Below are 26,418 nucleotides of genomic sequence, written 5' to 3'. Positions count from 1 at the left end.
CATGACAAACACTCTGAAATGTATCTCACCGATCGACGGATCGGTTTACCTTGAACGTCCGGTCCTGTCGCTGGATGCGGCACGCGCTGTCTGCGCCCGCGCCAAGGCGGCACAGTCCGCATGGGCCGCTCGACCTTTGGCTGACCGTATCCAACTGGTCCGCGCGGCCATTGCGGAAGTGGGCAAAACCACTGACCGCATGGCGCAGGAACTGGCACATCAAATGGGCCGTCCCGTCCGCTATGGCGGCGAATTTAACGGCTTTGCCGAACGCGGGAACTACATGGCCGACATCGCGGAAAAGGCGCTGGCCCCCACGATCGTTGAAGACAGCGACAAAGCCACCCGCAAGATCACCCGCGAGGCGCGCGGTGTCGTGCTAGTCGTTGCCCCGTGGAACTATCCCTATATGACGGCGATCAACACTGTCGCGCCAGCCTTGATTGCGGGTAACGCCGTGGTGCTGAAACATGCCACGCAAACCCTGCAAGTCGGCGAGCGGCTGGCAGAGGCTTTCCACGCGGCCGGCATCCCCGATGATGTTTTCCAGAACGTTTTTCTGGATCACGACACGACCTCGGCCCTGATCGCTGAACGGCAGTTCGGCTTTGTGAACTTCACCGGCTCTGTCGGGGGCGGCAAAGCGATGGAGATCGCAGCCGCAGGCACCTTCACCCCCGTCGCGACTGAACTGGGGGGCAAAGACCCCGGCTATGTGCGTGCTGACGCAGATGTCGATGCTGCCGTTGACGGGTTGATGGACGGGGCGATGTTTAACGCGGGGCAATGCTGCTGCGGGATCGAACGGATTTATGTGCACGAAAGCCTGTATGATGCGTTTGTCGAAAAAGCCGTGGCTTGGGTCAACGCGCTGAAGCTCGGGAATCCGCTCGATACGACCACAGACATCGGCCCCATGGCCAACGTGCGTTTCGCCGCCGAAGTCCGTGCCCAGATTTCCGAGGCCGTCGCCGCCGGTGCCACCACGCTAATCGACACGTTTGATGCCGATGACGGCGGGGCGTACCTCACGCCGCAGATTCTGACAAACGTCACCCATGATATGCGCGTGATGCGCGACGAAAGCTTTGGCCCTGTCGTTGGCATCATGCCCGTCAAGGGCGACGCCGAAGCAATCGCGCTGATGAATGATTGCCAGTTCGGCCTGACCGCCGCGATCTTTACCAAGGACGCGGACGCTGCTGACGCCATCGGTGCGCAGCTGGAAACCGGTACCGTGTTCATGAACCGCTGCGATTACCTGGATCCGGCCCTGTGCTGGACGGGCTGCAAAGACACCGGGCAGGGCGCGGGCCTCTCTGAGCTTGGCTATCAGGCGCTTACGCGTCCCAAATCTTACCACCTGAAAAAGGCTTGATCTTTATGGCACTGCAAAACAACTGGTCCTACCCCACCGCCATCCGCTTTGGCGCAGGCCGCATTTCCGAGATCGGAGAGGCCTGCGTGGCCGCAGGGGTGAAAAACCCGCTGCTGGTGACGGACAAGGGGCTGGCATCGATGGAGATCACGACCCGCACGCTGGACCTCATGGACCGCGCTGGCTTTGGTCGCGCAATGTTTTCCGAAGTGGACGCTAACCCGACCGAGATCAATCTAGAGGCGGGCCTGAAGGTCTACCGCGAGGGCGGGCATGACGGCGTGATCGCCTTTGGCGGCGGATCGGGTCTGGATTTGGGCAAGATGGTCGCCTTTATGGCAGGGCAGTCGCGCGGCGTATGGGATTACGAGGATGTGGGCGATTGGTGGACGCGTGCCGACGCGGATGCCATCGCGCCGATCATCGCCGTACCCACAACCGCCGGTACAGGGTCCGAAGTGGGCCGCGCGTCGGTGCTGACCAATTCGAAAACCCACGTCAAAAAGATTATCTTCCACCCCAAAGTGCTGCCCAGTGTCGTGATTTGCGACCCCGAGCTGACGGTGGGCATGCCCAAACATATCACCGCAGGCACGGGACTTGATGCCTTTGCCCACTGCGTCGAGGCGTTTAGCAGCCCGCATTTCCACCCCATGTCGCAGGGCATCGCGCTAGAAGGCATGCGGCTGGTCATCGATTATCTGCCACGCGCCTATGCGGACGGCACCGACATCGAAGCGCGTGCGCAGTTGATGGCGGCGGCGGCGATGGGGGCGACTGCTTTCCAGAAAGGTCTGGGTGCGATCCACGCCATGAGCCACCCGATTGGCGCGGTGTTCAACACGCACCACGGCACCACCAATGCGGTCTGCATGCCCGCTGTGCTGGACCTGAACGAGCCTGAGATTCGCGAACGGTTCGACCGCGCGGCGGGGTATCTGGGGATCGACGGCGGCTATGACGGGTTCCGTGCCTTTGTGCAGGAATTCAACGACAGCTTCGGTATCCCGCGCAAACTGTCCGACATGGGCGTGTCTGCAGACCGCATCGACGATATGGTCGCAATGGCGTTGGAAGACCCGTCTTGCGGCGGCAATCCCGTTACCCTGACGTCCGACAATCTGCGGGCGCTGTTCGAGGCGACGATCTAAGCCGGTTCGGGCATCCACTAAACGAAAACCACCCCCGACGGTTCGCCGTCGGGGGTGGTCTGCCGCACCATGGGGACGTGTGGTGCGCACCCGCCGCGTTGGGGCACGCGGGCGGGTAGATCCAGCAAGGAACGAGGTAAGCTTGCTGGAAAAGGTTTACGCCTTTTGATCCGCGAGCGTGCCGATGGTGACAGCGCGCGTCACTTCTTTGCCCTTATGCAAGACAACCACATCGGCTTTTGCATCGGGATCGGTCTCGGCGACCGCACGGGTCAGGTCGCGCAGCTCTTTGATCTCTGTTCCGTTGAAGGACAGGATGATATCGCCTTTCTCAAGGCCGGCTTTCTTGGCGGGGCTGTCATCGCCGATGGCTTCGATCACGGCACCTTTCGGGGCGTCATAGCCCAACACCTGTGCCACCTCTGCCGTCATCGGGCGGATCTGCACGCCAAGCCAGCCACGGGTGATCTCGCCGTCGTCGGACAGGTCGGCCACGATGGCTTGCACCAGATCGGAAGGCACAGAAAAGCCGATGCCCACGGACCCGCCATCAGGTGACAGGATCGCTGTGTTCACGCCAATCACTTCGCCGGCGTTGTTGAACAGCGGCCCACCCGAGTTGCCTCGGTTGATTGCGGCATCCGTCTGGATAAAGTCGTCATAGGGGCCCGCGTTGATATTGCGCGATTTAGCCGAGATGATGCCAGTGGTGACAGTGCCGCCCAGACCAAAGGGGTTGCCCATAGCGACGACCTCGTCGCCGACGCGCATGTCATCGGACGACCCGAATTTGACAGCGGGCAGGTCCACGTCTGCTTCGACCTTGAGCACGGCGATATCGGTCAGCACGTCGCTGCCGACAACTTTGGCATCAAAGCTGCGCCCGTCGGCGAGTTTGACCTTAACGGTATCGGCCCCTGCAACAACGTGGTTGTTCGTCACGATGGCCCCGTCCTTGGACACGATGAAACCGGACCCAAGCCCGTGCATCGGCTGCGCACTGGTCGGCCCTTGTGGCATCAGTTGTTCAAACCGTTTGCGCAGTTCTTCGGGCATGCCTTCCGGCAGTTGCACTTGCGCGTTGGCTTGTTCCGCGGTGCCTGTCACCTCGATGAATACGACGGCGGGCGAGATTTCTTCGACCAGATCGGCATAGCCGCCAGCCGGTACGGCCAACGCGGCTGTGGGTGCAAGCGTCACCGCCGAGGTTGAGGCAAGGGCCGCAGCCAGTACAAACGGTGCGGCACGGCGGGGGGAGGAAAAGAGAGATGTCATTTGGGGTTCCTTCGTCTTCAGGGATGACACCCAAATGGCAGCCCATTCTAACAGCGCGTTTCTGTCAGCTATACAAATGTGTTAACTTGCCTCTCGCGGGTGGCAGCGCGCCCTATATCAGGTATCCAAGGATCAACGCTGCAATGGACCCCTGCTTATGAAACTGCTTGTCGTCGAAGATGATGCCACCACCGGATCCTATATCGCACGGGGTCTGCGCGAAGAGGGGCATACCGTCGACCTTGTCGCCGAAGGGCGCGAAGGGCTGATACAGGCGACCTCCGGCAGCTATGACGTGCTGATTGTTGACCGGATGCTCCCCGAGATCGACGGGCTGACGTTGGTCAAGACCTTGCGCGGTGCGGGGAACCTGACACCGGTGCTGTTTCTGACTGCGATGGGCAGCGTTGACGATCGCATCAGTGGGCTGAATGCGGGAGGGGACGACTATCTGGTCAAGCCCTTTGCCTTTGGCGAGCTTTCTGCCCGTGTCACCGCTCTTGCCCGCCGTCCGCAGGCAATGGAGCAGGAAACCGTGCTGCGTGCAGGCGACCTTGAAATGCATTTGATCACCCGCAAGGTGACCCGTGCCGGACAGGAAATCGACCTGCTGCCGCGGGAATTCGCCTTGCTGGAACATTTACTGCGCCGCAAGGGCAGGGTGCAGACCCGCACCATGCTGCTGGAGGCGGTATGGGACATCAGCTTTGACCCGATGACCAACGTTGTCGAAACCCACATCAGCCGGTTGCGTGCCAAGGTCGACAAACCGTTTGACCGCGAGTTGATCCAGACCGTGCGCGGTGCTGGCTACCGGATCGACGGATGAGGTCGCGGCTGGCGCAGCTCTGGCGGTCTATGCCGGTGCGGCTGGCGCTGCTGCTGGTATTGCTGTTCTCGACCGTCAGTCTGATGGGATTGGCGGCCAGCTATGCGGTGACGCAAAATTCGTTTGAAGCCGCAATCCGTGCAGATCTCGAACAAGACATCGCGGGGTTTCGCGCCGCCCCCAATGCCCGCGCGGTGGCCCTGCTGGTCGACGCTGAATCGCGTGATGCGGATCCTAGCCGCGTGGTGCTGAGCTATATCACCCCCTCCGGTCGCATCTATGGCAACGGGGCCATCGCCCGTGATGACGAAGGCTATCACATCGTGTCGTTGGCCGAAGGGCGGGCGGAATATGACGGGGTCTATCTGTCGCTGACCACGCCGCTGTATGGGGGCCAGCTGACGGTTGCGCGTAGCCGCGCCCAAATCGAAGGGTTGCGCGTGGTGTTTCTGAACATCCTGCTGATCAGCCTGCTGCCCACGGTGCTGGTCGCCTTGTCGGGGGGGCTCTATCTGGCGCGGCGCAGCAAGCGGCATGTGGATGTCATCGGGCGTACGCTTGATGATCTGACGACCGGCGACCTTGCGGCACGCGTGGCCGTGTCGCCGGGGTGGGCGGATGATTTGCAGCGCATCGGCAGCAAGGTGAACCAGATGGCGGGCGCGCAAGAGGCGCAGACCCAGATGCTGCGACAGGTGTCCTCGGACATCGCCCATGACCTAAAGACCCCGATCCAGCGGGTGGCTGTGCATCTGCATGATCTGGCCCGTACCCTGCCCGAAGACACGGACGAAGGGGCCTTGCTGGCCAAAGCGCAGGACGAGGTCGCGGGGATCGCTTCGGTATTCCAGTCGCTGCTTCAGATTGCCTCGGTCGAGGCAGGGTCGCCCAAGACGCATTTTGCCCCCGTTGATCTGAACCGGCTCTGCCTGACCCTGACTGAGGTTTATGAACCTGCCGCCGCTGCAAAAGAGCAGACATTAGACAGTGTTGTACCCGACGCGCAGCTGACAGTGGAGGGGGACAAGAACCTGCTGGGGCAGATGATGTCGAACTTGCTGGAAAACGCTATGCGCCACACCCCTGCGGGCAGCGAGATTACCTTATCGCTTTACCGCGCCAACGACCGGCCGGTGATCGAAGTCGCTGACAATGGCCCCGGTATCCCCGAACACGCCCGCACCAAGGTGTTGCAGCGGTTGTACCGTCTGGACGCCAGCCGCCACACGCCGGGCAACGGCTTGGGGCTGAGCCTTGTTGAAGGCGTGGTCAAGCTGCACGGCGGACAGATTGCGCTGCTCGATAATGCGCCGGGGCTGCGTGTGCGCATCACGCTTTAACCCCTCGTCCTTGTGCGGCGATTTGAGCATGTGACTTATGCCCGGTGCAGCGCTATCTAGGGTGTAAGGGCCAAACCCCTTGTTTTTGGCCATACATTACGAGGTACGACATGCTTGATGGGTTTTCCGCCGAGGTTCTGGCACGGGTCCAATTCGCCTTTACCGTTTCGTTTCACATTATTTTTCCGGCATTCTCGATCGGGTTGGCCAGCTTTCTGGCTGTCGTGAACGCGCTTTGGCTTTGGACCAAGGACGAGACCTATCGGGTGCTGTTCGACTACTGGAAAAAGATCTTTGCGGTCGCCTTTGGGATGGGCGTCGTGTCGGGCATTGTCATGTCGTATCAGTTCGGGACCAACTGGTCGGTCTTCTCGGACAAGGCGGGGCCGGTGGTCGGACCGTTGATGGCGTATGAAGTGTTGTCCGCCTTCTTCCTCGAGGCCGGTTTTCTGGGGATCATGCTGTTTGGCCTGAAACGCGTCGGACCGGGGTTGCACATGTTTGCCACAGCGATGGTCGCCTTTGGCACCTTGCTGTCGGCCACGTGGATCCTGTCGGTGAACAGCTGGATGCAAACCCCCGCGGGCTATGGGATCAATGATGTGGGGCAGTTCATTCCGCTGGATTGGTGGAAGATCGTGTTCAACCCGTCCTTCCCCTACCGTTTGCTGCACATGGTGCTGGCGGCCTATCTGACCACGGCGCTGGTCGTGGGGGCCGTGGGCGCGTGGCATTTGCTCAAGGACAATCAGGGGCCGGCGTCGCGGCGTATGTTCTCTATGGCGATGTGGATGCTGCTGTTGGTCACGCCCTTGCAGATTGTGGCGGGGGATTTTCACGGCATCAACACGCTAGAGCATCAGCCTGCCAAGGTCATGGCGATGGAAGGGCACTTTGACAGCCACCCCGACGGTGCCCCACTGATCCTGTTCGGCATCCCCAATCAGGCAGAAAAACGGGTCGATTATGCGATCGAAGTGCCAAAACTGTCGTCGTTAATCCTCAAACACGACTTGAACGCACCGCTGGACGGATTGGACACGATCCCCGACGAGGACGAACCTCCCGTCGCGATCGTTTTCTTTTCGTTCCGTGTAATGGTGGGCTTGGGCTTTGCCATGCTGGGGTTGGGCCTTTGGGGCGGATTCGCGCGCTGGCGCGGCAAACTGCATAGCGCGCGGATGTTGCATCGTGCGGCGATCGTCATGGGGCCGATGGGCTTTGTTGCGGTGCTGGCTGGATGGATCACAACCGAAGTCGGTCGCCAGCCGTTTACCGTCTATGGTCTGCTGCGCACCAGCGACAGCCTTGCGCCAGTCAGCGCACCTGCGGTTGGCGCGTCGCTGATCGCTTTCATCGTGGTCTATTTCTTCGTCTTCGGGGCGGGGGTGTTCTATATTCTCGGTTTGATGCGCAAACGTCCTCATGTGGGTGCCAAGGGAGAGATCACCGACGGCCCCGTTCGGGCTGCGGGTACCACCACTGTGGCGCAAGACAAGACCCAAGATATGGCAACGTCAGAGTAGGAGACAGCAGATGTTTGGATTAGAACTTTCGTTTATCTGGGCCGGCATCATCGCGCTTGCGGTGCTGATTTATGTCATCCTCGACGGGTTCGACCTTGGGGTCGGGCTGCTGTTCCCGCTGTCCAAGGACGAGGGCGAGCGTGACGTGATGATGAACTCTGTCGCGCCGATCTGGGACGGGAACGAGACGTGGCTGGTTCTGGGGGGTGGCGGCTTGTTCGCCGTGTTCCCGCTGGCCTATGCCACCGTGATGCCCGCGCTTTATATGCCGATTATCCTGATGCTATTGGGGCTGGTCTTTCGCGGCGTCGCCTTTGAATATCGCTGGCGTACCATCAGGGGTAAACCGTTATGGGATATCTCGTTTTTCGGCGGATCGCTGGTGGCCTCCATGTGTCAGGGGATCGCGCTTGGGGCTTTGGTCCAGGGGATAGAGATCGAAAACCGCGCCTATGCGGGCGGTTGGTGGGACTGGCTGACGCCGTTTTCCGTGCTGACCGGTTTCGCCGTGACCGTGGGCTACGCGATGCTGGGTGCCACATGGCTGAACATGAAGCTTGAAGGGCGTATTCAGGCGCATATGCGGCGGTTGGCCTGGCCGTTTGCCATCGCAACGCTGGTGTTCATGGGGCTGGTAAGCCTTTGGACGCCCTTCTTGAATGACGCGTTCTTTGGCCGCTGGTTCGCCTTTCCGACGGCGATCTTCAGCATTCTGGTGCCCGGTCTTGTAGCCGCGGCGATCTATGGCCTGTTTCACGGGTTGCAACGCCATTGGGATGTGACGCCGTTTCTGTGTGCGCTAGCACTGTTCGTGCTGGGCTTTATCGGGATCGGGATCAGCTTTTACCCCTATATCGTGCCCTCTTCGCTGACCATCGTCGAAGCCGCTGCCCCCGACAGCAGCCTCAAATTCGCGTTGGTGGGCACGTTGGTGCTGCTGCCGATGATCCTGTCTTATACGATCTATACCTACTGGGTCTTTCGCGGGAAAATTGACCCCGAAGAGGGATACCACTGATGCGACGCAGCTGGATGGCACGCACAGGCTGGTTTGTACTGATCTGGGTGCTGAGCGTCGCAGCGCTTGGGGTTGTGGCCTACGGTATCAGGTTGATGGTCATCCCCTGAGGGGCAGCAGACGAGGCGCATTTGCCGTTGGGTAATTTCGCGAGGGCCGGAGCAGGGGGTTGCAAAGCCGCCGACGCTCTGGCCCTTTTGCGTAGAATAACCCAAGGAGCCCCCCATGCGTGCCATGCAAGTCACCGCTTATGATCAGCCTTTGTCAGAGCAAGAGCTGGAAATGCCCGTGCCCGCCGCTGGCGAGGTGCTGATCAAGGTCGAAACCTGCGGCCTTAACTTTGGCGATCTGTTGATGATCAAAGGCACATACCAGCAAAAGCCCGATCTGCCCTTTACACTGGGGATGGAACTGGCGGGCAGCGTTGCCGCCGTGGGCGAAGGGGTTACCGATCTTGCCGTCGGTCAGCGTATCGCGGCGTATAGTGGTCTGCTGGGGCTGGCGGAATATGCGGCCATTCCCGCCAATGTTTGCGTGCCGATTCCCAATGACATGCCCGCAGAGGATGCCGCTGCCTTTCTTGTGGCCTATGGCACCAGCCATGTGGCGCTGGACTATAAGGCGCGGCTGAGACCTGGTGAACGACTGCTGGTGCTGGGGGCCTCGGGCGGGGTGGGTCTGACCGCGGTTGAGCTGGGCAAGCTGATGGGGGCAGAGGTCATCGCCTGCGCCCGTGGGGCCGCCAAGCTAGAGATTTGCCGCGCCGCCGGTGCGGATCATCTGATTGATTCAGAAATGGATGACATCCGCGAGGTTGTCAAATCCTTGGGCGGGGCGGATGTGGTCTATGATCCTATCGGGGGCGACCAGTTCAAAGCCGCCCTGCGTGCCTGCAACCCCGAAGCCCGTATTCTGCCGCTTGGGTTTGCCTCGGGCGAGGTGCCGCAGATCCCCGCCAATATCCTGTTGGTTAAAAACATCGATGTGCTGGGGTTTTTCTGGGGCGGGTACAAGAACTTTAAACCGCAGGTGCTGACCGACAGCTTCAAGGTACTGATCGACTGGTATAGCGCGGGCGAGATAAAGCCCCATGTCAGCCATGTATTGCCGTTGGATCAGGCGAACGAAGCGCTGGATTTGCTGCGCACGCGCAAGGCGACGGGCAAGGTCATCGTGCAGGTCAGCTAGTGGCGCCGCCCCGTCGGTGACTTGACCGCGACCTTAGCTTTCTGCCGTTCGCGCAGGAACACGAACAGACCAGATCCGAGGATCAGGCCGATGCCAACCCAGACCTCCCACACGGGCAAGTCGCCGAAAATCACCAGCCCCCAGAACACGGCCAGCGGCAGACCGATATATTCAAACGGCGCGACTGTGGCGGCGTCGGCGATGCGGTACGCTTGGCTTAGGCAGTATCCGATGACCGCCGCATTGCACCCGAGGGCGAGGAAAATCCATGCGTCACCTGCGGCAGGCCAAACCCAGGCGCGCAGCAGAAACACCATCGACGGCGTACTGTCGGTCGTGACAAAGCTGCCATCCCCCGCGAGCAAGAAAAAGCCGAGCGACACGCACAAGAAGACCCCCTGAATATAGACCGACAGGGCCGAGGCCTTGCTATGCACCCCCAGTTTGCGCGTCATCAGTTGGTTCAGCGCATAGGTCAACGCCGACACCACGGGCAACAACAGCACCAACCGCGAGGCCTGTAGTGACTGCGCATCGGCCCAAGGGCGCTGCATGATGATCACGCCGACGAATCCGACGGCCACCGCGCTTAGCCGCATGACGCCGACCTTTTCGCCAAGGATCGGGATCGACAACAGCGTGATAAACAGCGGGGCAACAAAGAACAGCGCCGTGGCATCCGCCAAGGGCAGGGCGGCGAGGGCAAGAAAGAAGGTCATATTGGCGATCACCACCAGCAATCCGCGCAGCACGTGCCAATGGGCCTGACGGGTTTTTAAAATGCGCCAGCCGCCCTCGACCTGCACCAAAGCCAACCCAACGATGATGCCGATCAGGGCCCGCGCAAAGACGATTTCATGCAGGGGATAGCCCCCTGACAGTTGCTTGATCAGCATGTCGTTGATCGAAATCGCAAATACCCCCGCAAGGACAAAAGCGATCGCGGCACCGGCGCGGTTTTGTACGTGTACTTCCATTTCACCGCTCTACCATGTCGCGAAATCCTGTCCAGCGCGTTTCGCCTTGGCGTCGTCAATTGAACTGCGCTAGGCTGTGGCAAAACCTTCAACGGAGAGCGCCCCATGAAAATGTCAGAGACCCGCCAGATCGCAGCCAGCCCGGCCGAGGTATACGCCGCGCTGCTGGACCCTGACATGTTGATCAAATGCGTGCCGGGGGCGACCGAAGTCACGGGCTCCCCCGAGGAAGGGTTCGAGGCGACGGTTGTGCAAAAGGTCGGCCCCGTCAAAGCGACGTTCAAGGGGCAGGTCACCATGACCGATATGGTGCCCGACCAGTCGATCAAGATCAGCGGCGAAGGTAAGGGCGGGGCCGCGGGCTTTGCCAAGGGCGCGGCGGACGTGTCGCTTGCCCCTGTCGATGGCGGCACCGCGCTGACCTATGACGTCGAAGCCAAGGTGGGTGGCAAACTGGCGCAGCTTGGCAGCCGGATCATTGACGGGTTTGCCAAAAAAATGGCGGATCAGTTTTTTAATAACCTGCAAGAGACACTTGAAGGCCCCGCGGAGGCGGTATCTGCCGAGGCCGTTGAAGGGGCGGAGGCACCTGCAGAGAAAAAGGGCTGGTTCGGTCGCAGCAAAAGCTGACGGGTTGGGCCTGTTCACTCTGCCGTAATCAGTCTAGTTTCCGGCCAACAACACCGGAGACGCCAATGCCTGACATCGTAAAGATTACCGACCTGCGCAAGGCTTATGCAGATGGGTTCGAGGCGCTGAAAGGCGTGTCGCTGAACATCCGTGAGGGCGAGATTCTTGCCTTGCTTGGCCCCAATGGCGCAGGCAAAACGACCCTGATTTCAACGGTTTGTGGAATTACAACCGGCACAGGCGGCAGCGTTACGGTGGGCGGTTTTGACACGGTCACCGAATACCGTGGCGCACGCTCGATGATCGGGCTGGTTCCGCAAGAGATCAACCTTGAACCCTTCGAGAAAGTCATCAGCACTGTGCGTTTCTCGCGCGGGTTGTTTGGCAAGCCCAAAGATGATGCTGCGATTGAAAAGATCCTGCGGCAGCTGTCGCTGTGGGACAAAAAAGACAGTCAGATCCGTGCCTTGTCCGGTGGGATGAAGCGGCGCGTCCTGATCGCCAAAGCATTGGCGCATGAACCCCGCGTCTTGTTCCTTGATGAACCCACCGCCGGTGTCGACGTCGAGCTGCGCCGCGATATGTGGAACATCGTCGCCGACTTGAAGGCCAGTGGCGTCACCATCATTCTGACAACCCACTACATCGAAGAAGCCGAGGCGATTGCCGACCGGATCGGCGTGATTGCCCACGGCGAGCTGCTGTTGGTCGAGGATAAAGACAAGCTGATGTCACGCATGGGCAAAAAGCAACTGGTCGTCCAGCTGACCCAGCCGATTGACGCAATTCCCGCAAGCCTTGCGTCTGATGCGCTGACCCTGTCCGACGACGGGCACGCATTGATCTATTCCTATGACACGCGGGCAGAGCGGACGGGGATTACGAAGCTCCTATCTGACGTGGCGGCTGCGGGCTTGGTTCTGTCAGATCTAGAGACCTCGCAAAGCAGTCTCGAGGATATTTTCGTCGATCTGGTAAAGGAGGACGCGGCATGAACTGGATCGCAGTCAAATCCATCTATGCATTTGAAATGGCGCGCTTCTTTCGCACCATCACGCAAAGCTTGATCTCGCCCGTGCTGTCCACATCGCTGTATTTCGTGGTGTTTGGTGCCGCCATCGGCAGCCGTATCCAAGAGGTTGAGGGCATCAGCTATGGTGCATTTATCGTGCCCGGTTTGATCATGCTGAGCGTCATCACGCAGTCGATCTCGAACGCGTCCTTTGGGATCTATTTCCCCAAGTTTATCGGCACGGTGTTCGAGCTTTTATCTGCGCCAGTTAACTTTATCGAAATTGTTTGCGGATATGTCGGGGCAGCGGCGACCAAGGCGTTGTTTATCGGGGTGATCATTCTGATCACAGCGTTTTTCTTTGTAGATATAACTATCCAACATCCATTTTGGATGGTGACCTTTCTGGTGCTGACCTGCATCAGCTTTTCGTTGATGGGATTCATCATCGGTATTTGGGCAGGCAACTTTGAACAGTTGCAGCTTGTCCCGTTGCTGATCGTGACGCCTTTGGTTTTCCTTGGGGGGTCATTCTATTCGATCTCCATGCTGCCGCCGGTGTGGCAGGTGATCTCGCATTTCAACCCCGTGGTCTATCTGATCTCGGGCTTTCGCTGGGCATTCTTCGGATCGGCAGATGTGCCGATTGTGACCAGCTTGTTTGCCATTGCAGGCTTTACGGCGCTGTGTTTGGCGGTGATTGGCTGGATTTTCCGGACCGGTTGGCGGATTAGGCAGTAAGTCTCGCGTGGCCTCCTTGTTTGCCGGCAGGGTGCACTCTACATGGGAAGGTATGAGAAAATACCTTCCCTTTTTGACGTCCCGCCCGACGGTTTCCGTGGTGCGGTTGTCTGGTGTGATTGGTGGCCGCACGCGCGGTGGCCTCAACGATAGCGGCATCGGCCCTGCAATCGATAAAGCATTCAATCGTGGTAAGCCCGCTGCTGTCGTGCTTGAGATCAGCAGCCCCGGTGGCAGCCCTGTCCAATCTTCGTTGATAGGCGCACGTATCCGTCGCTTGGCCGAGGAAAAGAACATCCCTGTCATCGCCTTTGTCGAAGATGTCGCGGCATCTGGCGGATATTGGTTGGCTGCGGCGGCAGATGAAATCTATGCCGACCCCAGCTCGGTTTTGGGGTCGATCGGTGTCATTTCGGCATCCTTTGGCGCAGACGAGCTGATCCAGCGGCATGGTATTGAACGGCGGGTTTACACCGCTGGTCAGTCTAAATCGATGCTGGACCCTTTCCGCCCCGAAAAGCCCGAGGACGTCGCGCGGCTGAAACAACTGCTGGACGACATCCACGAGAATTTCATCGATCACGTAAAATCACGTCGCGGCGCAAAACTGGCCCCTGATACCGACCTTTTCACTGGCGAGGTATGGCTGGCGAAGCGTGCAACCGAACTGGGGTTGATCGATGGCATCGGGCATCTTCGGCCGATGATAAAACAACGCTTTGGCGACAAGGTGAAATTCAACCGCTACGGCACGAAGAAGGGGCTGTTGTCCCGCTTTGGCGCGCAGATCATCGGCGACGCGGTAGACAGTATCGAAGAACGCGCGACCTATGCGCGGTTTGGGCTCTGACACATGATTTTTAAAATTGTCTTATTGTTTCTGGTCGCCATGGGCACGCTTGCATGGTTCGGAAAAATGCACTGGCTAGGCGGCAAGCGTCTGAGCCAGACGAAATGTAACAATTGTGGTCGCTATCGCATTGGGAAATCCCCCTGCGGATGCGGGGGTAAACGCGGATGATTATGCCTTGGGTTCTAAGTGTTTTGGGGCTGGTGATTTTGTTGCTGGCCGGGGATGCGCTGGTAAAAGGGGCAGTGAACCTGTCCTTGCGCCTTGGCGTGCCCGCTTTAATCGTCAGCCTGACGATTGTCGCTTTCGGGACGTCTGCGCCTGAACTGCTGGTGTCGATAAAAGCGGTTTTGGATAACGCTCCGGGGATCGCTTTGGGCAACGTTGTGGGGTCGAACACGGCGAACATTCTGTTGGTGCTGGGCGTGCCGGCCTTGTTGGCGACGATGCACACATCTGAATGCAACACCCGCAAAACCTTCAACATGATGATCCTCGCCTCGCTGATGTTTATCGCACTTGCCATGCGCGGTGTGTTTGATCTGTGGGCCGGTTTCATCCTGCTGGGGGCGTTGGTCTTTGTCCTGTTCGATATGTACCGTGACAGCAGAAAGCACCGCCACGCTTGCAAGGGCGCTGACGCCGGTGATCTGGAAGAGCCCGAGGGGGCAGACCCTGACATGCCGGGCTGGCGTATCGCTGTGTTTCTGGTGCTCGGGCTTGTGGGGCTGCCGCTTGGTGCAGGGCTGCTGGTCGACAATGCGTCGATCATCGCACGGGCGTATGGTGTGAGCGATACGGTCATCGGTCTGACTCTCGTGGCCATCGGTACCTCTATGCCAGAGCTTGCGACGACCGTGATGGCCGCGCTCCGGCGTCAGGCTGATATCGCTTTGGGGAACGTGATCGGGTCGAACCTTTTCAATCTTCTCGGCATCATCGGGGTCGCCAGCCTGGTGGGGCCGATCACTGTTGATCCGGAATTCCTGCGGATTGATCTGTGGGTGATGTTGGGTGCGTCCCTTATGTTGATCCCCTTTGTTTATCTGGGGCGTGATATCACCCGCCTCTGGGGCATCCTGCTTTGTGCGATTTATGCAGGGTATATGGCGGCGATTCTGCTCTAAAGAGGTGCGATATGAAACATGCGTTGGTAACCGGAGCAGGTGCGCGCCTTGGACGTGCGATGGCGCTGTATCTGGGCGATCGCGGATATGATGTCGCGGTGCACTACAACAGTTCATCCGGAGCTGCGGATGAGGTCGTAGCTGAGCTGAAAGCCAAAGGCCAACGCGCCGTGGCCTTGCAGGCTGATCTGCTGGATGAAGCAGCCACGCAGGCGCTGCTTCCCAGTGCGGCAGAGGTGCTTGGCGGACCGATTACCTGCCTTGTGAACAACGCGTCGATCTTTGAATATGACAATATCTCGACCGCGACCGAGGAAAGTTGGCACCGGCATATCGGGAGCAATCTGCGTGCGCCCTTTGTCCTGACCCAAGCCATGGCCGCGCAACACCTAGAGGCCAATACCGATGCGCAAGGTGAACCTTTCGCGGCGGGTATGATCGTTAACATGTTGGACCAACGGGTGCGCAAGCTCACGCCAGAGTTCATGACCTATACCATCGGCAAAATGGGGCTGTGGGCGTTGACGCAGACATCTGCGCAAGCCCTGGCACCAGTGATACGGGTGAACGCCATTGGTCCGGGGCCAACCCTGAAAGGGGCCAAGCAGACTGACGCTCATTTCGCCGGTCAGCGCGCGAAGGTGATACTTGAACGCGGGGCGAATCCCGCGGATATCACCGCTGCCTTAGGCTATTTCCTTGATGCACCTTCGGTAACGGGGCAGTTAATTTGCACCGACGGGGGGCAGCACCTAGGCTGGAAAACACCCGACGTGCAAGGGCTCGAATAGGCTTTCCGGTAAAGTTTTGCACTGTCGCGACAGCCGAAGCGAAACTGTTACAAAAAGGAACGCGTTATCAGTGGGTTGCAAAGTGTTAATTATAATATCCATATATTTCAATGCCTTGCAGGTGTGCCTAAATTTTAGGCAAACACCGGAAGGCCCAATGATACATGGGGATTTCGGATTTCTATGAAAGTTATATGCAAGGTTATCCACAAGAGTGGTGGGTATGTTTAACCTTGTTTCGCCGTTAACACTGTTGCAGCCAAAAGTTCCGGACACTCGAATCAATGTCAGACGCTAACGAAAACCCGAAGACCGGCCATCAGGTGATTCAATCGTACCTCAAAACGATTGATGGATCGCCCGGCGTGTACCGCATGCTCGATTCGGAAAGCCGTGTGCTCTATGTGGGCAAGGCGCGGAACCTGCGCGCACGGGTGAGCAATTACGCGCGTCCTTCGGGGCATTCGGGGCGGATCGCGCGGATGATCTCGAACACCGCTTCGATGATGTTTCTAACCACGAAAACGGAAACCGAAGCGCTGCTGCTTGAACAGAATCTGATCAAGCAGCTCAAGCCGAAGTTCAACGTGCTGCTGCGCGACGACAAAAGCTTTCCCAATATTCTGGTGACGGCGACCCACGATTATCCGCAGATCAAAAAGCACCGCGGGGCCAAGAAGGAAAAAGGCAATTACTATGGCCCCTTTGCCAGCGCCGGTGCAGTCAACCGGACGCTTAATCAGCTGCAACGGGTGTTTCTGCTGCGCGATTGTTCCGACGCGATGTTCGAAAGCCGTTCGCGCCCTTGTCTGCAGCACCAGATCAAACGCTGTTCTGCCCCTTGCGTGGGTAAGATTTCGCCCGACGAATATCGCAAAACCGTGCAGGACGCCGAGAAATTCCTGAACGGCAAATCGACTGATATTCAGGGGCGGCTTGCTTCTGAAATGTCGCAGGCCTCTGAGGCGATGGAGTTTGAACGCGCCGCCGCATTGCGGGACCGCATCAAAGCCTTGACGCAAGTACAGACAGCCCAAGGTATCAACCCGCAAGGGGTGGCCGAAGCCGACATAATCGCGCTGCATCTGGATCAGGGGCAGGCGTGCGTTCAGGTCTTCTTTATCCGTGCCAACCAGAACTGGGGGAATCGCGACTACTACCCCCGCGTCGGGCCCGACGTCGATGCCGCCGAAGTGCTGGAGGCCTTTATCGGCCAGTTCTACGACACCCGAGAGCCGCCGCGGCAGCTGATCTTGTCGAATGAGATCGAAAACCCTGACCTGATGGTCGAGGCGCTGTCGGGCAAGCTGGGGCGCAAGGTTGATATCGTGGTGCCCCAACGCGGTGAGAAGGCGGAACTGGTGGACGGGGCACTGCGCAATGCCCGCGAATCCCTTGCGCGCAAATTGGCAGAGACGGCGACCCAGACGAACCTTCTGAAAGGCATTGCCGACGCCTTTGCTCTGCCGGGACCGCCCCAGCGGATCGAAGTCTACGATAACTCGCACATTCAGGGCACAAACGCCGTCGGGGGCATGATCGTCGCCGGCGCCGAAGGAATGATGAAAAACCAGTATCGCAAGTTCAATATCCGCGGCGATGATCTGACGCCGGGGGACGACTTTGGCATGATGAAAGAGGTGCTGACCCGCCGGTTCAAACGGCTGTTGAAGGAGGATCCAGACCGCAGCCTTGGCATGTGGCCAGACCTGCTGCTGATCGACGGCGGGGCAGGGCAGGTGAGCGCAGTCGCATCGATCATGCGCGAATACGGGGTCGAGGATATTCCGATGGTGGGTGTCGCCAAGGGCGTGGACCGCGACGCGGGCAAAGAGGAATTCTACCGTGTGGGACAACGGCCCATGGCGCTGCGGCACAACGATCCGGTGCTGTATTTCATTCAACGGTTGCGCGATGAGGCCCACCGGTTCGCCATCGGCACACACCGCGCGAAACGCGCGAAAGCCGTTGGCGCAACGCCACTGGACGATGTGCCTGGTGTCGGTGCCGCGCGCAAGCGGGCCTTGCTGGCACATTTCGGGTCTGCCAAGGCGGTGGGGCGCGCCAACCTGAGCGACTTGAAGGCTGTCGATGGCGTGTCAGTGGCTTTGGCTGAACGAATTTATGCGTTTTTCCATGAACGCGGGTAGTTTGGGGTTTCGGCCTGCGGGTGGCGGTAAGGGCGGGACGCTCCGCGGGGAGTTTATTTTGCAAAATGAAGGCGATGTCTTGGCACTTTCCCCTGTCGTCTTGGCGCTGTAGGGTGACAGAATGAAGTGGAATATCCCAAATATCCTGACGCTGATGCGTCTTGTCGCAGCCCCGAGCGTGGCTGTGATGTTCTTGTATTTTACGCGACCCTATGCGGACGCTCTGGCGATGTTCCTGTTCATCGCCGCAGCGGTGACCGATTGGTTTGACGGCTATCTGGCGCGCGCTTGGGGGCAAGAGACCAAGCTTGGCACGATGCTGGACCCGATTGCAGACAAAGCGATGGTGGTGATCGCGCTGATGGTGATCGTCGCCTTCTCAAGCTGGTCGCCGTGGTTGGTTTTGCCCGCCACCGTGATCCTGTTCCGCGAAGTGTTCGTTTCCGGCCTGCGCGAGTTTCTAGGTGATGTGTCGGGCACATTGAAAGTGACGGCCTTGGCCAAATGGAAGACCACCGCACAGATGGTTGCGATTGCGGTTTTGTTTGGGCAGGGACTGTTTGAACACTACTTTGGCATGTCGATCTTCGGCATGGATAACGCGATGGTCAGCGCTATTCTTTCGGGCGAGGAAGAAGACGTTCTGGGGCTGACGTGGAAGTTCCACGGAATGATCTGGGCCGGGCGTGTTGGGCTTGTCCTGTTGTGGATTGCGGCGGCTCTGACGGCGATCACCGGCTATGATTACCTTCGCAAATCCCTGCCCCATCTGGTGGAGCCCCGCTGATGAATATCTTGTACTTTGCGTGGGTGCGCGAACGCATCGGTCTTCCCCGCGAGAAGGTAGAGACAACTGCCCGCACTGTCGCAGAGTTGGTCGACGAATTGCGCGCCCGCGAGGAACGCTATGCTGTCGCGTTTTCCGATCTCGCTGGCCTTCGGGTGGCAGTGGATCAGCAGCTGACTGATTTTGACGCGTCGTTGGAAGGTGTTCGCGAAGTGGCATTTTTCCCGCCGATGACAGGGGGCTAGGATGAAAATATCGGTTCAGGACGCCCCGTTCGATCTGGGACAAGAATCGCAGGCGTTCGTCGCCGGTCACCGTGATATGGGCGCGATTGTGACGTTTACGGGAATCGTGCGGGATCTGCCCGATGATCCGTTAAAGGCGATGGAGATCGAACATTACCCCGGCATGACCGAAGCGGCCCTGACCGAGATGGCAGAGACCGCGATGGCCCGTTTTTCGCTAGGGGATGCACTGGTCATTCATCGGTTCGGTCGGTTGCTGCCCGGCGAGATGATCATGATGGTCGCCACTGCTGCGCGGCACCGCAAGGATGCGTTTGAGGCAGCAGAGTTTCTGATGGACTACCTGAAATCGCGCGCGCCGTTCTGGAAGCGCGAGATTACCGAAAAGGGTGCGGATTGGGTGGCGTCCAAATCAGAGGACGAAGATGCGCTGGCCCGCTGGTAGCTGGCCCGCCGAGTGCTTAGCTGGCCTGTTGGCGATCAATATAGGCGCGCATTTCTTCCGCCTCGTGGCGTGCATCGCGTAACCCGTCCATGGCGGCACGCAATTCTGCTTCGGTCTGGTTAAGCTGGTTGGTCAGCTCGGCCTCGCGCTGTTGCAGATAGGTGATCGCCTGATCCCGTGTCTCTTCTGCCTCGTGCAATTCCTGGCTCATCCGGTCAAGCTGCGCGACATCGTCTGCGGCAACTCGGGTGAATCGGTGCAACAGCCAATTGGCGAACCATCCAAGGCAGAAGGCGACGAATAGGATAATCGCTGTTGCGATGACAAATTCGGTTCTGCTCATGTTAGTTGCCTTCTTGGGTCTGGTCGGATGGTGTGCCTGTATCGCCTGTATCCGCGCCGTTTTCCAGCGCTGTTTCATCAGAATCCTTAGTCGTTTGTTCACTGATCAATTTAAATTCGATGCGGCGGTTCGCTTCGCGGCCCTCTTCGCTGTCATTAGAGGCGACAGGGGCGTCTTCGCCATAGCCTTTGGCCACGAATGAGCCGGTAATCACGCGACGGGCACGCAGTTCGTTCAACACCGATTGCGCGCGCGACTGGCTGAGCGCAAGGTTCATTTCCTCGCGGCCCTGGCTGTCGGTATAGCCCTGCACCTCAAGTGCGATGTCGCGGCAATCTTTCAGGATTTCAGCAATCTTATCCATCGTCCCAAGGGCCGACGAATCAATCGTGGCACTGCCGGGTTCAAAGTTAATCTTGCCTTGGGCGACGACCTTGGCGATCTCGGCCTCGCATTCCTGCGGCGTGGGCAGGCCCAGAACGGGGTCCAGCTTTTCCTGATAGACGACTTTGACGTCGTAGTCCTTGCCTTCGCCCAGTTTGCCCGCCAGCAGCGTTGCAATTTGTGTGCTGGCATCAGGGTTGCCGGTGTTGCCGGTGACGCTGACACTGTCGGGGGTGGCGATCACGGTGCCGTTCGCCAGCTTGGACAGCGCATCCAGCGAGGACAGGACGCGGGTCGGCCAATCGGCGGGCAGATCATCCACGATGCGGGCGGCGGTATAGACCTTGTCGGAGCCAAAGCTTGCCTTGGCGTAGCTGTCGGCCAGTTCGCGCAGCGCGTCGTCACTGAGGCGGCCGCGCAGCTGTACCTGACCTTCGGGCGACAAGGTGGCGACGAATTCAGGCGGACCCGCATCGGGGTCTACGGCCTGGGGCAGGCGTGCATTCAGCGCGAAGACGTCTGGCAGGGCGTTCTCCAGCTCTCCGACGATGCGGTCGAATACGGCGCGTTCGGTGCCTTCGGCGGCAATCAGGCTAATGTCGGCATCGGCAAAGCTGACCGATCCGCCGCCGATCTTGGCAAGGCTGCCAATCGCTTTCTCTACCGCTTCGGCCCAACGCGGGCTTGGAACACCAAGCCCCACGGTGCAACGGGCAGAACCGGGGGCCCCGGCTGCGACGGCTGCTTTGAGGATGCGGGCGCTGGCCTGTTCGGTGTCCGCGCTGCAGGCGTCAAACCCGGCGCTGTCTTCGTCGATCTGGAAGCGCAGAGTAAAGGGTGTGATCACCGGGCGGGGGGCGGCGATGTCCAACGTGACCACGACCCCCGAAGGGGCCGCGCGGTTTAGCTGGTTTTCAAGACGCGCCTTGGCCTCGGCGCTGTCGGAGATGGCGGTGATCGCCACGCGACCTGCCGCGGCAGAAACTTTGGCACGGGGCAGCTTCTCCATCGCGGAGATGGCAAAATCAAAGGCGTCCTCCCAGCCGTCGGGGGCGGGGTAGTTCGCTGATTCCAGCAGGTCAGCCACATGGTCCTGACCAGCGATAGATTTGAAACGGTCAATGGCAGCGTCGCGGTCCGTGGTGGTGGGAATCAACCCGATGATGGACACGCCGGAATCGTTGCGCAGAATCTCGACCGAGAATTTCGGCGCGGCGATGGCGGCCTGAGCCGTCACGTCCATCTGGTCAATGACACGCGCGGCGTCAACAATCGTGCCAGCCGTGCTTAGCGCATTAAAGCGGGCGACTTCGTTCGGTGCAGTGCCCGACAGCGTGACCTGAAGCCCGTCTGCCTCAACCTCCGCCCATGTCATCTCCTTTACATCAAGGGCATCGCGAACACCGATCTCGGAGTTCTCCTCGATCAATGTGACTGAAAAGCTTGCCGCCACCAGAGAGACGGATGCGGCAGCGGTAAAGGTCATCGCAATGATCAGGAGTACAGATAGGCGCATAAACTCGTTTCTGAGACCGTTGATATTGAAGGCTTTGATACGCCTGCGAGGGCACGGGTGCAATCAGGCCAAAAGGGCGGCGGCGAAAAATACCAGCGGGATCATGCCGGTATCGCGGTTAACGCGAAACAACCGCAGAAGTTTGTCGTTATCGTTGATGTCGATGCTGCGCAGCTGCCATGCCATGTGCCAGCCCATTGCCCACGGACCGCAAAGCGCGATGATCAGCGCCAGAAACGATGCAGAATCACGCAGCGCAAAGATGACCGCCAGACCCATCAGGCCCACGGTGCCCATCAAAAACCGGCGCAGCCATTGGGCAGTGTTGTCACCGAACAGGCGGGCGGTGGATTTCACACCGATCAGTGCGTCGTCTTCCTTGTCTTGATGGGCATAGATCGTGTCATAGAAAAGCGTCCACGCGATACCAGCGACATAAAGCACAACCGCAGGTGCGCCGAGGCTGCCGGTATGGGCGGTCCAAGCCAGCAAGGCCCCCCAGTTAAAGGCGATTCCCAAAAAGACCTGGGGCCACCACGTAAAGCGCTTTGCAAAGGGATAGATTGCGACCGGCAGCAAGGCCAGCACCCCAAGTGCAATCGCAGCCCCGTTGAAGGACAGCAGGATACACAGCGCGATCAGCATTTGCGCGATCATCCAGGCCAGCGCGCCTTTGACGCTGACCTGCCCCGATGGGATCGGCCGCGACCGGGTGCGTGCAACCTTGCCATCGATATGGCGGTCGGTGATGTCGTTCCAAGTGCAACCCGCGCCGCGCATCAACCATGCACCCGCACCGCAGCCGATAAAAATCCACAGATCGAACCAGCGCGGCTGTTGGTCAAACAGCATCGCAAGCGTTAGTCCCCACCAACACGGCAGCAGCAAAAGCCACGTCCCGATGGGGCGATCCGCGCGGCTGAGCCGCAAGAAAGGTCGGGTGAAACGCGGGGCAGAGCGGTCGACCCAATTGTCCGCAGGGGCATCGACGACGCGTGCCGCATCATTGCCATCTGGTGTCGGCGAGGTGTCGTGCATATATCTAGGCCCATGAACGCTAAAATCAGACTTTATGTAGATCATCCACTGGGGCAGGGGCAATCCGTTCCTTTGGATAAGGCGCAGGCGCATTACCTCTTTGGCGTGATGCGCCAGGCGGTCGGTGCGTCTATCTTGCTGTTTAACGGCACCGATGGCGAATGGCGTGCCGAGGTCGCCGAGGCAGGCAAGCGCGGTGGCGTGCTGGTCTGTGCCGAGCAGACCAAACCGCTGCAATTGCCACCTGACCTGTGGCTGATCTTTGCGCCCATCAAAAAGGCGCGCACTGATTTCATCGTCGAGAAAGCCGCTGAAATGGGCGCACGTCGTATCGTGCCGGTACAAAGCGCGTTTACCAATGCAGGCCGTGTGCAGCGCGACCGGTTGCAGGCCCATGCGGTAGAAGCAGCAGAGCAATGCGGCGGTACTTTCGTGCCCGAGGTTGCTGAAATGGTCCGTCTGGATCGGTTGATCGACAGCTGGGAGCCTGAGCGGTCCTTGATGTTCTGTGACGAAGCACTGGCCGGCGAAGAGGGCGATCTGGCATCCGCGCAGCCTGGTCCCTGGGCCATTCTGATCGGGCCGGAGGGCGGATTTTCAGACACTGAGCGCAAACGCTTGCGCGGGGTAGAATGGTCCCGTCCCGTGGCGTTGGGACCTCGGATTTTGCGGGCGGATACCGCTGCGGTGGCGGCGATGACTTTGTGGCAGAAAACCTTGGGGGATTGGACGTGAGTGCCGTGTATGTGTCGCGTGTCGAAGTGGGGGTTTCACACCCCCACGCCCCCGTGGAGTTTAGCGGGCAAAATGAAGCTGGTATCGGGAGAGAACGATGAGTTTTTTGCGACCTGAGGCAAAGGCAGAACTTTGGCGCTGGCGTGAGGTTCTGGGCGGCATCACGGTTGCGCTGGTCGGGCTTTGGCTGGTGATGGGGCCGGGGCTGCTGCTGGCGATACCGGGGTATGCGTTGATCCTGGCCGGGGTGGTCTTTGTCTGGATTGGCGGCCAGCGGGTAAGGTTTCGCAAAACTGGGCTTGGCGCGGGCGCAGTGCAGGTGGACGAGGGGCAGATCGCCTATTTCGGACCGTTGACAGGCGGGGTCATCGCCCTGCGCGAGATGGATCGGCTGAGCCTTGAGCGCGGTGCCTATCCGGCCCATTGGAAACTGGAACAACCCGGACAAAATCCCGTGATGATCCCCGTGGATGCGGCGGGCGCAGACGTGCTGTTTGACGCTTTTGCCGCGCTGCCGGGACTGCGCACTGAACGCATGTTGGCGGAATTGGCAGACGACAAGACCCTGTCGGTGGTGATTTGGGAACGTCGGTCGATGCGCCCGGTTTCGACCCTGCTGCATTGACACCCCGCAGAAATCGCACCATCCCTAAGACCACAGAAATTGAATTCGGAGCCACCCCACATGTCCATCCCTCAATCCGGCGGCGGCCCGATCGAAAGTTACGACCAACTGGTCAATTACCTCGCAGACGGGTGCAAGCCGAAAGAAGATTGGCGCATCGGTACCGAGCACGAGAAATTCGGCTATAACAAAGAGACGCTGTTGCCGTTGCCCTATGAGGGCGACTGTTCCATCCGCGCCATGCTCGAAGGCCTGCGCGACGGTCACGGCTGGGACCCTGTCGAAGAAGGCGGCAAGCTGATTGGTTTGGTCAAGGACGGGGCCAATGTCTCGCTTGAGCCGGGCGGCCAGCTGGAACTGTCGGGTGCCCCTGTCGAAACCATCCACGAGACTTGCGACGAGGTGAATGCGCACCTGCGCGAAGTGCGCGATGTAGCAGACCGCATCGGGGCCGGTTTCATTGGTCTGGGCGCTGCGCCTGAATGGTCACATGACCAGATGGATCTGATGCCCAAGGGGCGTTATAAACTAATGAACGAATACATGACCAAAGTCGGTACGATGGGCCGGGTCATGATGCGTCGGACCTGCACCGTGCAGGTGAACCTCGACTTCGGGTCAGAGGCCGACATGGTCAAGAAACTACGTGTGGCGCTGGCGTTGCAGCCAGTGGCGACGGCCTTGTTTGCGAACTCCCCCTTCTTCGAGGGCAAGCCCATTGGTCATAAATCCTGGCGTAGCCGTGTGTGGCGCGACCTGGATGCGGCGCGTACTGGCACGTTGCCATGGGTATTCGAAGACGGCATGGGATTCGAGCGTTGGGTGGAATATGCGCTCGATGTGCCGATGTACTTTGTCTACCGCGACGGCAAATACATTGATGCTTTGGGGCAATCATTCCGTGACTTCATGAAGGGCAAGCTGCCCGCACTGCCGGGTGAGATCCCGACCTTGAGCGATTGGGCGGACCATTTGACCACTGCCTTCCCCGAGGCGCGGATCAAGAAGTTCATTGAAATGCGCGGTGCCGATGGTGGCCCGTGGCGCCGGCTTTGCGCGCTGCCCGCCTTTTGGGTGGGTCTGACCTATGACCAGCAGGCGCTGGACGGTGCTTGGGATCTGGTCAAAGGCTGGGATGCTGAAACTCGCGAAGCATTACGCGTGGCGGCGTCTGTTGACGGGTTGCAGGCCAAGGTTGGCGGCGTGAACATGCACGATATCGCGCGCGAGGCCGTGGCCTTGTCAGAGCACGGCCTGAAAGCACGCGCACGCAGCGGCGCAGGTGGCATGGTTCCGGACGAAACCCATTTCCTGAACGCCCTGAAGGAAAGCATCGAGACGGGCAAAGTACCTGCCGACGAGCTTTTGGATGACTATAACGGCAAATGGAATGGCGATCTCAGCCGGATCTACGCCGACTATTCCTACTAATCTTCGATGATCAGCCCGCGGATAAAGGCAGTGACCTTGGCCGCGGGCATCTCGCACGGGTAAAGCCGTGTACCGCTGGCGAGGGCATAGAGGTTCAGACTGATATAGTCCGAACCGCCCAATTCCTCGGCAATCAATTTCCAGCTTTTACCTGTATTGAAGCTGCTTTTTGACCAGACATAGCGGCGGGTTTGATATCTGCCGGTGTGGGTGCCGTCGGGCAGCGCGTGGAACGCGGCCAAAAAGCGCGCATCTACGGTAGCCGTCACAGGGTCAGTCTTTCTTGGCACCGATCTTGGGCTCTGTGCCCGCACGGATGCGTTTGATGTTTTCACGGTGCCGCCAGAACACCAGCAGGGTGAGCACGATGCCCAACAGCAGGGCGCTGCCGTACCCCAGGAATATCATAAAGAAGGTCGATGCCGCCGCCGAGGCAAGCCCGCCGATGGAGGACGTACGTGTCACGGCCATGGCGATCAGCCATGCCAGACAGCTCGCGATGCCGACGGGCCATGCCAGTGCCAGCAGCACGCCAAGGAAGGTCGCTACGCCTTTGCCGCCTTTGAACGCCAGCCATACCGGGTAGCAATGCCCCACCATCGCGGCCAGTGCTGCGATCTGTGCGGCGTCTTCGCCTGCAAAGAGTCGCGCCAGCAACACCGCGACGGCCCCTTTGCCGCCATCCAGTATCAGGGTCAGCGCGGCCGCTTTCTTGGAGCCCGTGCGCAGCACGTTCGTGGCACCGATATTGCCCGACCCGATACTGCGCAGATCCCCTAGGTTCATCGCGCGGGTCAGCACCATGCCAAAGGGGATAGACCCGACCAGATAGGCCGCAATAGCCCAGAACAAGAGCACGAATAGTGTGGAATCGATCAGGGGCATA

28 protein-coding genes are annotated in these 26,418 nt (G+C 59.4%); 21 read left to right on the top strand and 7 right to left on the bottom strand.

Features of this window, described 5'->3' with window-relative positions; genetic code table 11:
• Nucleotide 1 precedes the first annotated feature (1 nt).
• Both ACVBAU_RS14840 and ACVBAU_RS14835 read left to right on the top strand, forming a co-directional pair.
• Nucleotides 2-1,378 (top strand): aldehyde dehydrogenase family protein, encoded by a 1,377-nt coding sequence (locus ACVBAU_RS14840; RefSeq protein ID WP_448326940.1) that lies wholly within the window; start codon nucleotides 2-4, stop codon nucleotides 1,376-1,378.
• A gap of 5 nt (nucleotides 1,379-1,383) precedes the next feature.
• Nucleotides 1,384-2,529 (top strand): iron-containing alcohol dehydrogenase, encoded by a 1,146-nt coding sequence (locus ACVBAU_RS14835; protein ID WP_323803737.1) that lies wholly within the window; start codon nucleotides 1,384-1,386, stop codon nucleotides 2,527-2,529.
• Nucleotides 2,530-2,685: 156 nt separating this feature from the next.
• Here ACVBAU_RS14835 and ACVBAU_RS14830 read toward each other — a convergent pair whose 3' ends face one another.
• Entirely contained in the window at nucleotides 2,686-3,804 is a 1,119-nt protein-coding gene (locus ACVBAU_RS14830; protein WP_448326938.1) for a Do family serine endopeptidase, read from the bottom strand.
• Nucleotides 3,805-3,961: 157 nt separating this feature from the next.
• Here ACVBAU_RS14830 and ACVBAU_RS14825 point away from each other — a divergent pair, with 157 nt between their 5' ends.
• The 6 genes from ACVBAU_RS14825 (at nucleotide 3,962) to ACVBAU_RS14800 (ending at nucleotide 9,705) form a co-directional block, all read left to right on the top strand.
• Entirely contained in the window at nucleotides 3,962-4,633 is a 672-nt protein-coding gene (locus ACVBAU_RS14825; protein ID WP_093731821.1) for a winged helix-turn-helix domain-containing protein, read from the top strand.
• Nucleotides 4,630-5,973 (top strand): sensor histidine kinase, encoded by a 1,344-nt coding sequence (locus ACVBAU_RS14820; RefSeq protein WP_448326936.1) that lies wholly within the window; start codon nucleotides 4,630-4,632, stop codon nucleotides 5,971-5,973. Before ACVBAU_RS14825 ends, ACVBAU_RS14820 begins: the two co-directional genes overlap by 4 nt.
• 110 nt (nucleotides 5,974-6,083) lie before the next feature.
• A complete protein-coding gene (locus tag ACVBAU_RS14815) occupies nucleotides 6,084-7,499 on the top strand; it encodes a cytochrome ubiquinol oxidase subunit I (RefSeq protein ID WP_138922652.1) in 1,416 nt (471 codons plus the stop codon).
• 10 nt (nucleotides 7,500-7,509) lie between these two features.
• On the top strand, nucleotides 7,510-8,517 hold the full coding sequence (gene cydB / locus ACVBAU_RS14810; protein ID WP_138922653.1) for a cytochrome d ubiquinol oxidase subunit II: 1,008 nt from the start codon (nucleotides 7,510-7,512) through the stop codon (nucleotides 8,515-8,517).
• A complete protein-coding gene (locus ACVBAU_RS14805; protein WP_093731825.1) occupies nucleotides 8,517-8,627 on the top strand; it encodes a DUF2474 family protein in 111 nt (36 codons plus the stop codon). Before cydB ends, ACVBAU_RS14805 begins: the two co-directional genes overlap by 1 nt.
• Nucleotides 8,628-8,742: 115 nt before the next feature.
• Complete coding sequence (locus ACVBAU_RS14800) at nucleotides 8,743-9,705, top strand: NADPH:quinone oxidoreductase family protein (protein ID WP_448326933.1); 963 nt, start codon at nucleotides 8,743-8,745, stop codon at nucleotides 9,703-9,705.
• Here the strand turns inward: ACVBAU_RS14800 and ACVBAU_RS14795 are convergent.
• Nucleotides 9,702-10,682 carry a DMT family transporter gene (locus ACVBAU_RS14795; RefSeq protein WP_448326931.1) on the bottom strand — a complete coding sequence of 327 codons (981 nt, stop codon included), beginning with the start codon at nucleotides 10,680-10,682 and terminating at the stop codon, nucleotides 9,702-9,704. The two genes, ACVBAU_RS14800 and ACVBAU_RS14795, sit on opposite strands and share 4 nt — an antisense overlap.
• 105 nt (nucleotides 10,683-10,787) lie before the next feature.
• Here ACVBAU_RS14795 and ACVBAU_RS14790 point away from each other — a divergent pair, with 105 nt between their 5' ends.
• From ACVBAU_RS14790 to ACVBAU_RS14745, 10 genes are all read left to right on the top strand, one after another.
• A complete protein-coding gene (locus ACVBAU_RS14790; RefSeq protein ID WP_138922656.1) occupies nucleotides 10,788-11,312 on the top strand; it encodes a CoxG family protein in 525 nt (174 codons plus the stop codon).
• 65 nt (nucleotides 11,313-11,377) lie between these two features.
• Nucleotides 11,378-12,307: an ABC transporter ATP-binding protein gene (locus ACVBAU_RS14785; RefSeq protein WP_138922657.1), complete on the top strand. Its 930-nt coding sequence runs from the start codon at nucleotides 11,378-11,380 to the stop codon at nucleotides 12,305-12,307.
• Complete coding sequence (locus ACVBAU_RS14780; RefSeq protein WP_138922658.1) at nucleotides 12,304-13,065, top strand: ABC transporter permease; 762 nt, start codon at nucleotides 12,304-12,306, stop codon at nucleotides 13,063-13,065. Before ACVBAU_RS14785 ends, ACVBAU_RS14780 begins: the two co-directional genes overlap by 4 nt.
• A 52-nt stretch (nucleotides 13,066-13,117) precedes the next feature.
• A complete protein-coding gene (locus ACVBAU_RS14775; protein ID WP_448326928.1) occupies nucleotides 13,118-13,915 on the top strand; it encodes a S49 family peptidase in 798 nt (265 codons plus the stop codon).
• Between the two features lie 173 nt (nucleotides 13,916-14,088).
• Nucleotides 14,089-15,042, top strand: coding sequence for a calcium/sodium antiporter (locus ACVBAU_RS14770; RefSeq protein WP_335744542.1), 954 nt, complete (start codon nucleotides 14,089-14,091; stop codon nucleotides 15,040-15,042).
• A gap of 11 nt (nucleotides 15,043-15,053) precedes the next feature.
• The gene (locus ACVBAU_RS14765; RefSeq protein WP_448326926.1) at nucleotides 15,054-15,833 is read left to right on the top strand and encodes an SDR family oxidoreductase; all 780 of its coding nucleotides are present in this window, start codon (nucleotides 15,054-15,056) and stop codon (nucleotides 15,831-15,833) included.
• Nucleotides 15,834-16,117: 284 nt separating this feature from the next.
• On the top strand, nucleotides 16,118-17,983 hold the full coding sequence (gene uvrC / locus ACVBAU_RS14760) for an excinuclease ABC subunit UvrC (protein ID WP_448326924.1): 1,866 nt from the start codon (nucleotides 16,118-16,120) through the stop codon (nucleotides 17,981-17,983).
• 121 nt (nucleotides 17,984-18,104) lie between these two features.
• Complete coding sequence (gene pgsA, locus ACVBAU_RS14755) at nucleotides 18,105-18,770, top strand: CDP-diacylglycerol--glycerol-3-phosphate 3-phosphatidyltransferase (protein WP_093731835.1); 666 nt, start codon at nucleotides 18,105-18,107, stop codon at nucleotides 18,768-18,770.
• Nucleotides 18,770-19,015: a molybdopterin converting factor subunit 1 gene (gene moaD / locus ACVBAU_RS14750; RefSeq protein WP_138922662.1), complete on the top strand. Its 246-nt coding sequence runs from the start codon at nucleotides 18,770-18,772 to the stop codon at nucleotides 19,013-19,015. The genes pgsA and moaD overlap by 1 nt, the downstream gene beginning before the upstream one ends.
• A gap of 1 nt (nucleotide 19,016) precedes the next feature.
• Nucleotides 19,017-19,460 carry a molybdenum cofactor biosynthesis protein MoaE gene (locus tag ACVBAU_RS14745; RefSeq protein ID WP_448326922.1) on the top strand — a complete coding sequence of 148 codons (444 nt, stop codon included), beginning with the start codon at nucleotides 19,017-19,019 and terminating at the stop codon, nucleotides 19,458-19,460.
• 16 nt (nucleotides 19,461-19,476) lie between these two features.
• On the opposite strand, the gene ACVBAU_RS14740 is transcribed toward ACVBAU_RS14745, so the two are convergent.
• The 3 genes from ACVBAU_RS14740 to ubiA form a co-directional block, all read right to left on the bottom strand.
• Entirely contained in the window at nucleotides 19,477-19,803 is a 327-nt protein-coding gene (locus ACVBAU_RS14740) for a hypothetical protein (RefSeq protein WP_005849689.1), read from the bottom strand.
• Nucleotide 19,804: 1 nt separating this feature from the next.
• Complete coding sequence (locus ACVBAU_RS14735; protein WP_448326921.1) at nucleotides 19,805-21,703, bottom strand: OmpA family protein; 1,899 nt, start codon at nucleotides 21,701-21,703, stop codon at nucleotides 19,805-19,807.
• A gap of 63 nt (nucleotides 21,704-21,766) precedes the next feature.
• Entirely contained in the window at nucleotides 21,767-22,741 is a 975-nt protein-coding gene (gene ubiA / locus ACVBAU_RS14730) for a 4-hydroxybenzoate octaprenyltransferase (protein WP_138922665.1), read from the bottom strand.
• A 12-nt stretch (nucleotides 22,742-22,753) separates the two neighbouring features.
• On the opposite strand from ubiA, the gene ACVBAU_RS14725 reads away from it, so the two are divergent.
• The 3 genes from ACVBAU_RS14725 (at nucleotide 22,754) to ACVBAU_RS14715 (ending at nucleotide 25,532) form a co-directional block, all read left to right on the top strand.
• Complete coding sequence (locus ACVBAU_RS14725; protein ID WP_138922666.1) at nucleotides 22,754-23,476, top strand: 16S rRNA (uracil(1498)-N(3))-methyltransferase; 723 nt, start codon at nucleotides 22,754-22,756, stop codon at nucleotides 23,474-23,476.
• 97 nt (nucleotides 23,477-23,573) lie between these two features.
• Nucleotides 23,574-24,101: a hypothetical protein gene (locus ACVBAU_RS14720; RefSeq protein ID WP_448326919.1), complete on the top strand. Its 528-nt coding sequence runs from the start codon at nucleotides 23,574-23,576 to the stop codon at nucleotides 24,099-24,101.
• A 60-nt stretch (nucleotides 24,102-24,161) separates the two neighbouring features.
• Complete coding sequence (locus ACVBAU_RS14715) at nucleotides 24,162-25,532, top strand: glutamate--cysteine ligase (RefSeq protein WP_448326917.1); 1,371 nt, start codon at nucleotides 24,162-24,164, stop codon at nucleotides 25,530-25,532.
• Here ACVBAU_RS14715 and ACVBAU_RS14710 read toward each other — a convergent pair.
• Complete coding sequence (locus ACVBAU_RS14710; RefSeq protein ID WP_448326915.1) at nucleotides 25,529-25,801, bottom strand: hypothetical protein; 273 nt, start codon at nucleotides 25,799-25,801, stop codon at nucleotides 25,529-25,531. The two genes, ACVBAU_RS14715 and ACVBAU_RS14710, sit on opposite strands and share 4 nt — an antisense overlap.
• A gap of 4 nt (nucleotides 25,802-25,805) precedes the next feature.
• Nucleotides 25,806-26,417 (bottom strand): glycerol-3-phosphate 1-O-acyltransferase PlsY, encoded by a 612-nt coding sequence (gene plsY / locus ACVBAU_RS14705; RefSeq protein ID WP_448326913.1) that lies wholly within the window; start codon nucleotides 26,415-26,417, stop codon nucleotides 25,806-25,808.
• Nucleotide 26,418 lies beyond the last annotated feature (1 nt).

Source organism: Sulfitobacter sp. M13 (assembly GCF_053474885.1).
Note: the sequence above shows the minus strand (reverse complement) of the source record. Positions and strands in the feature narration are given on the sequence as shown.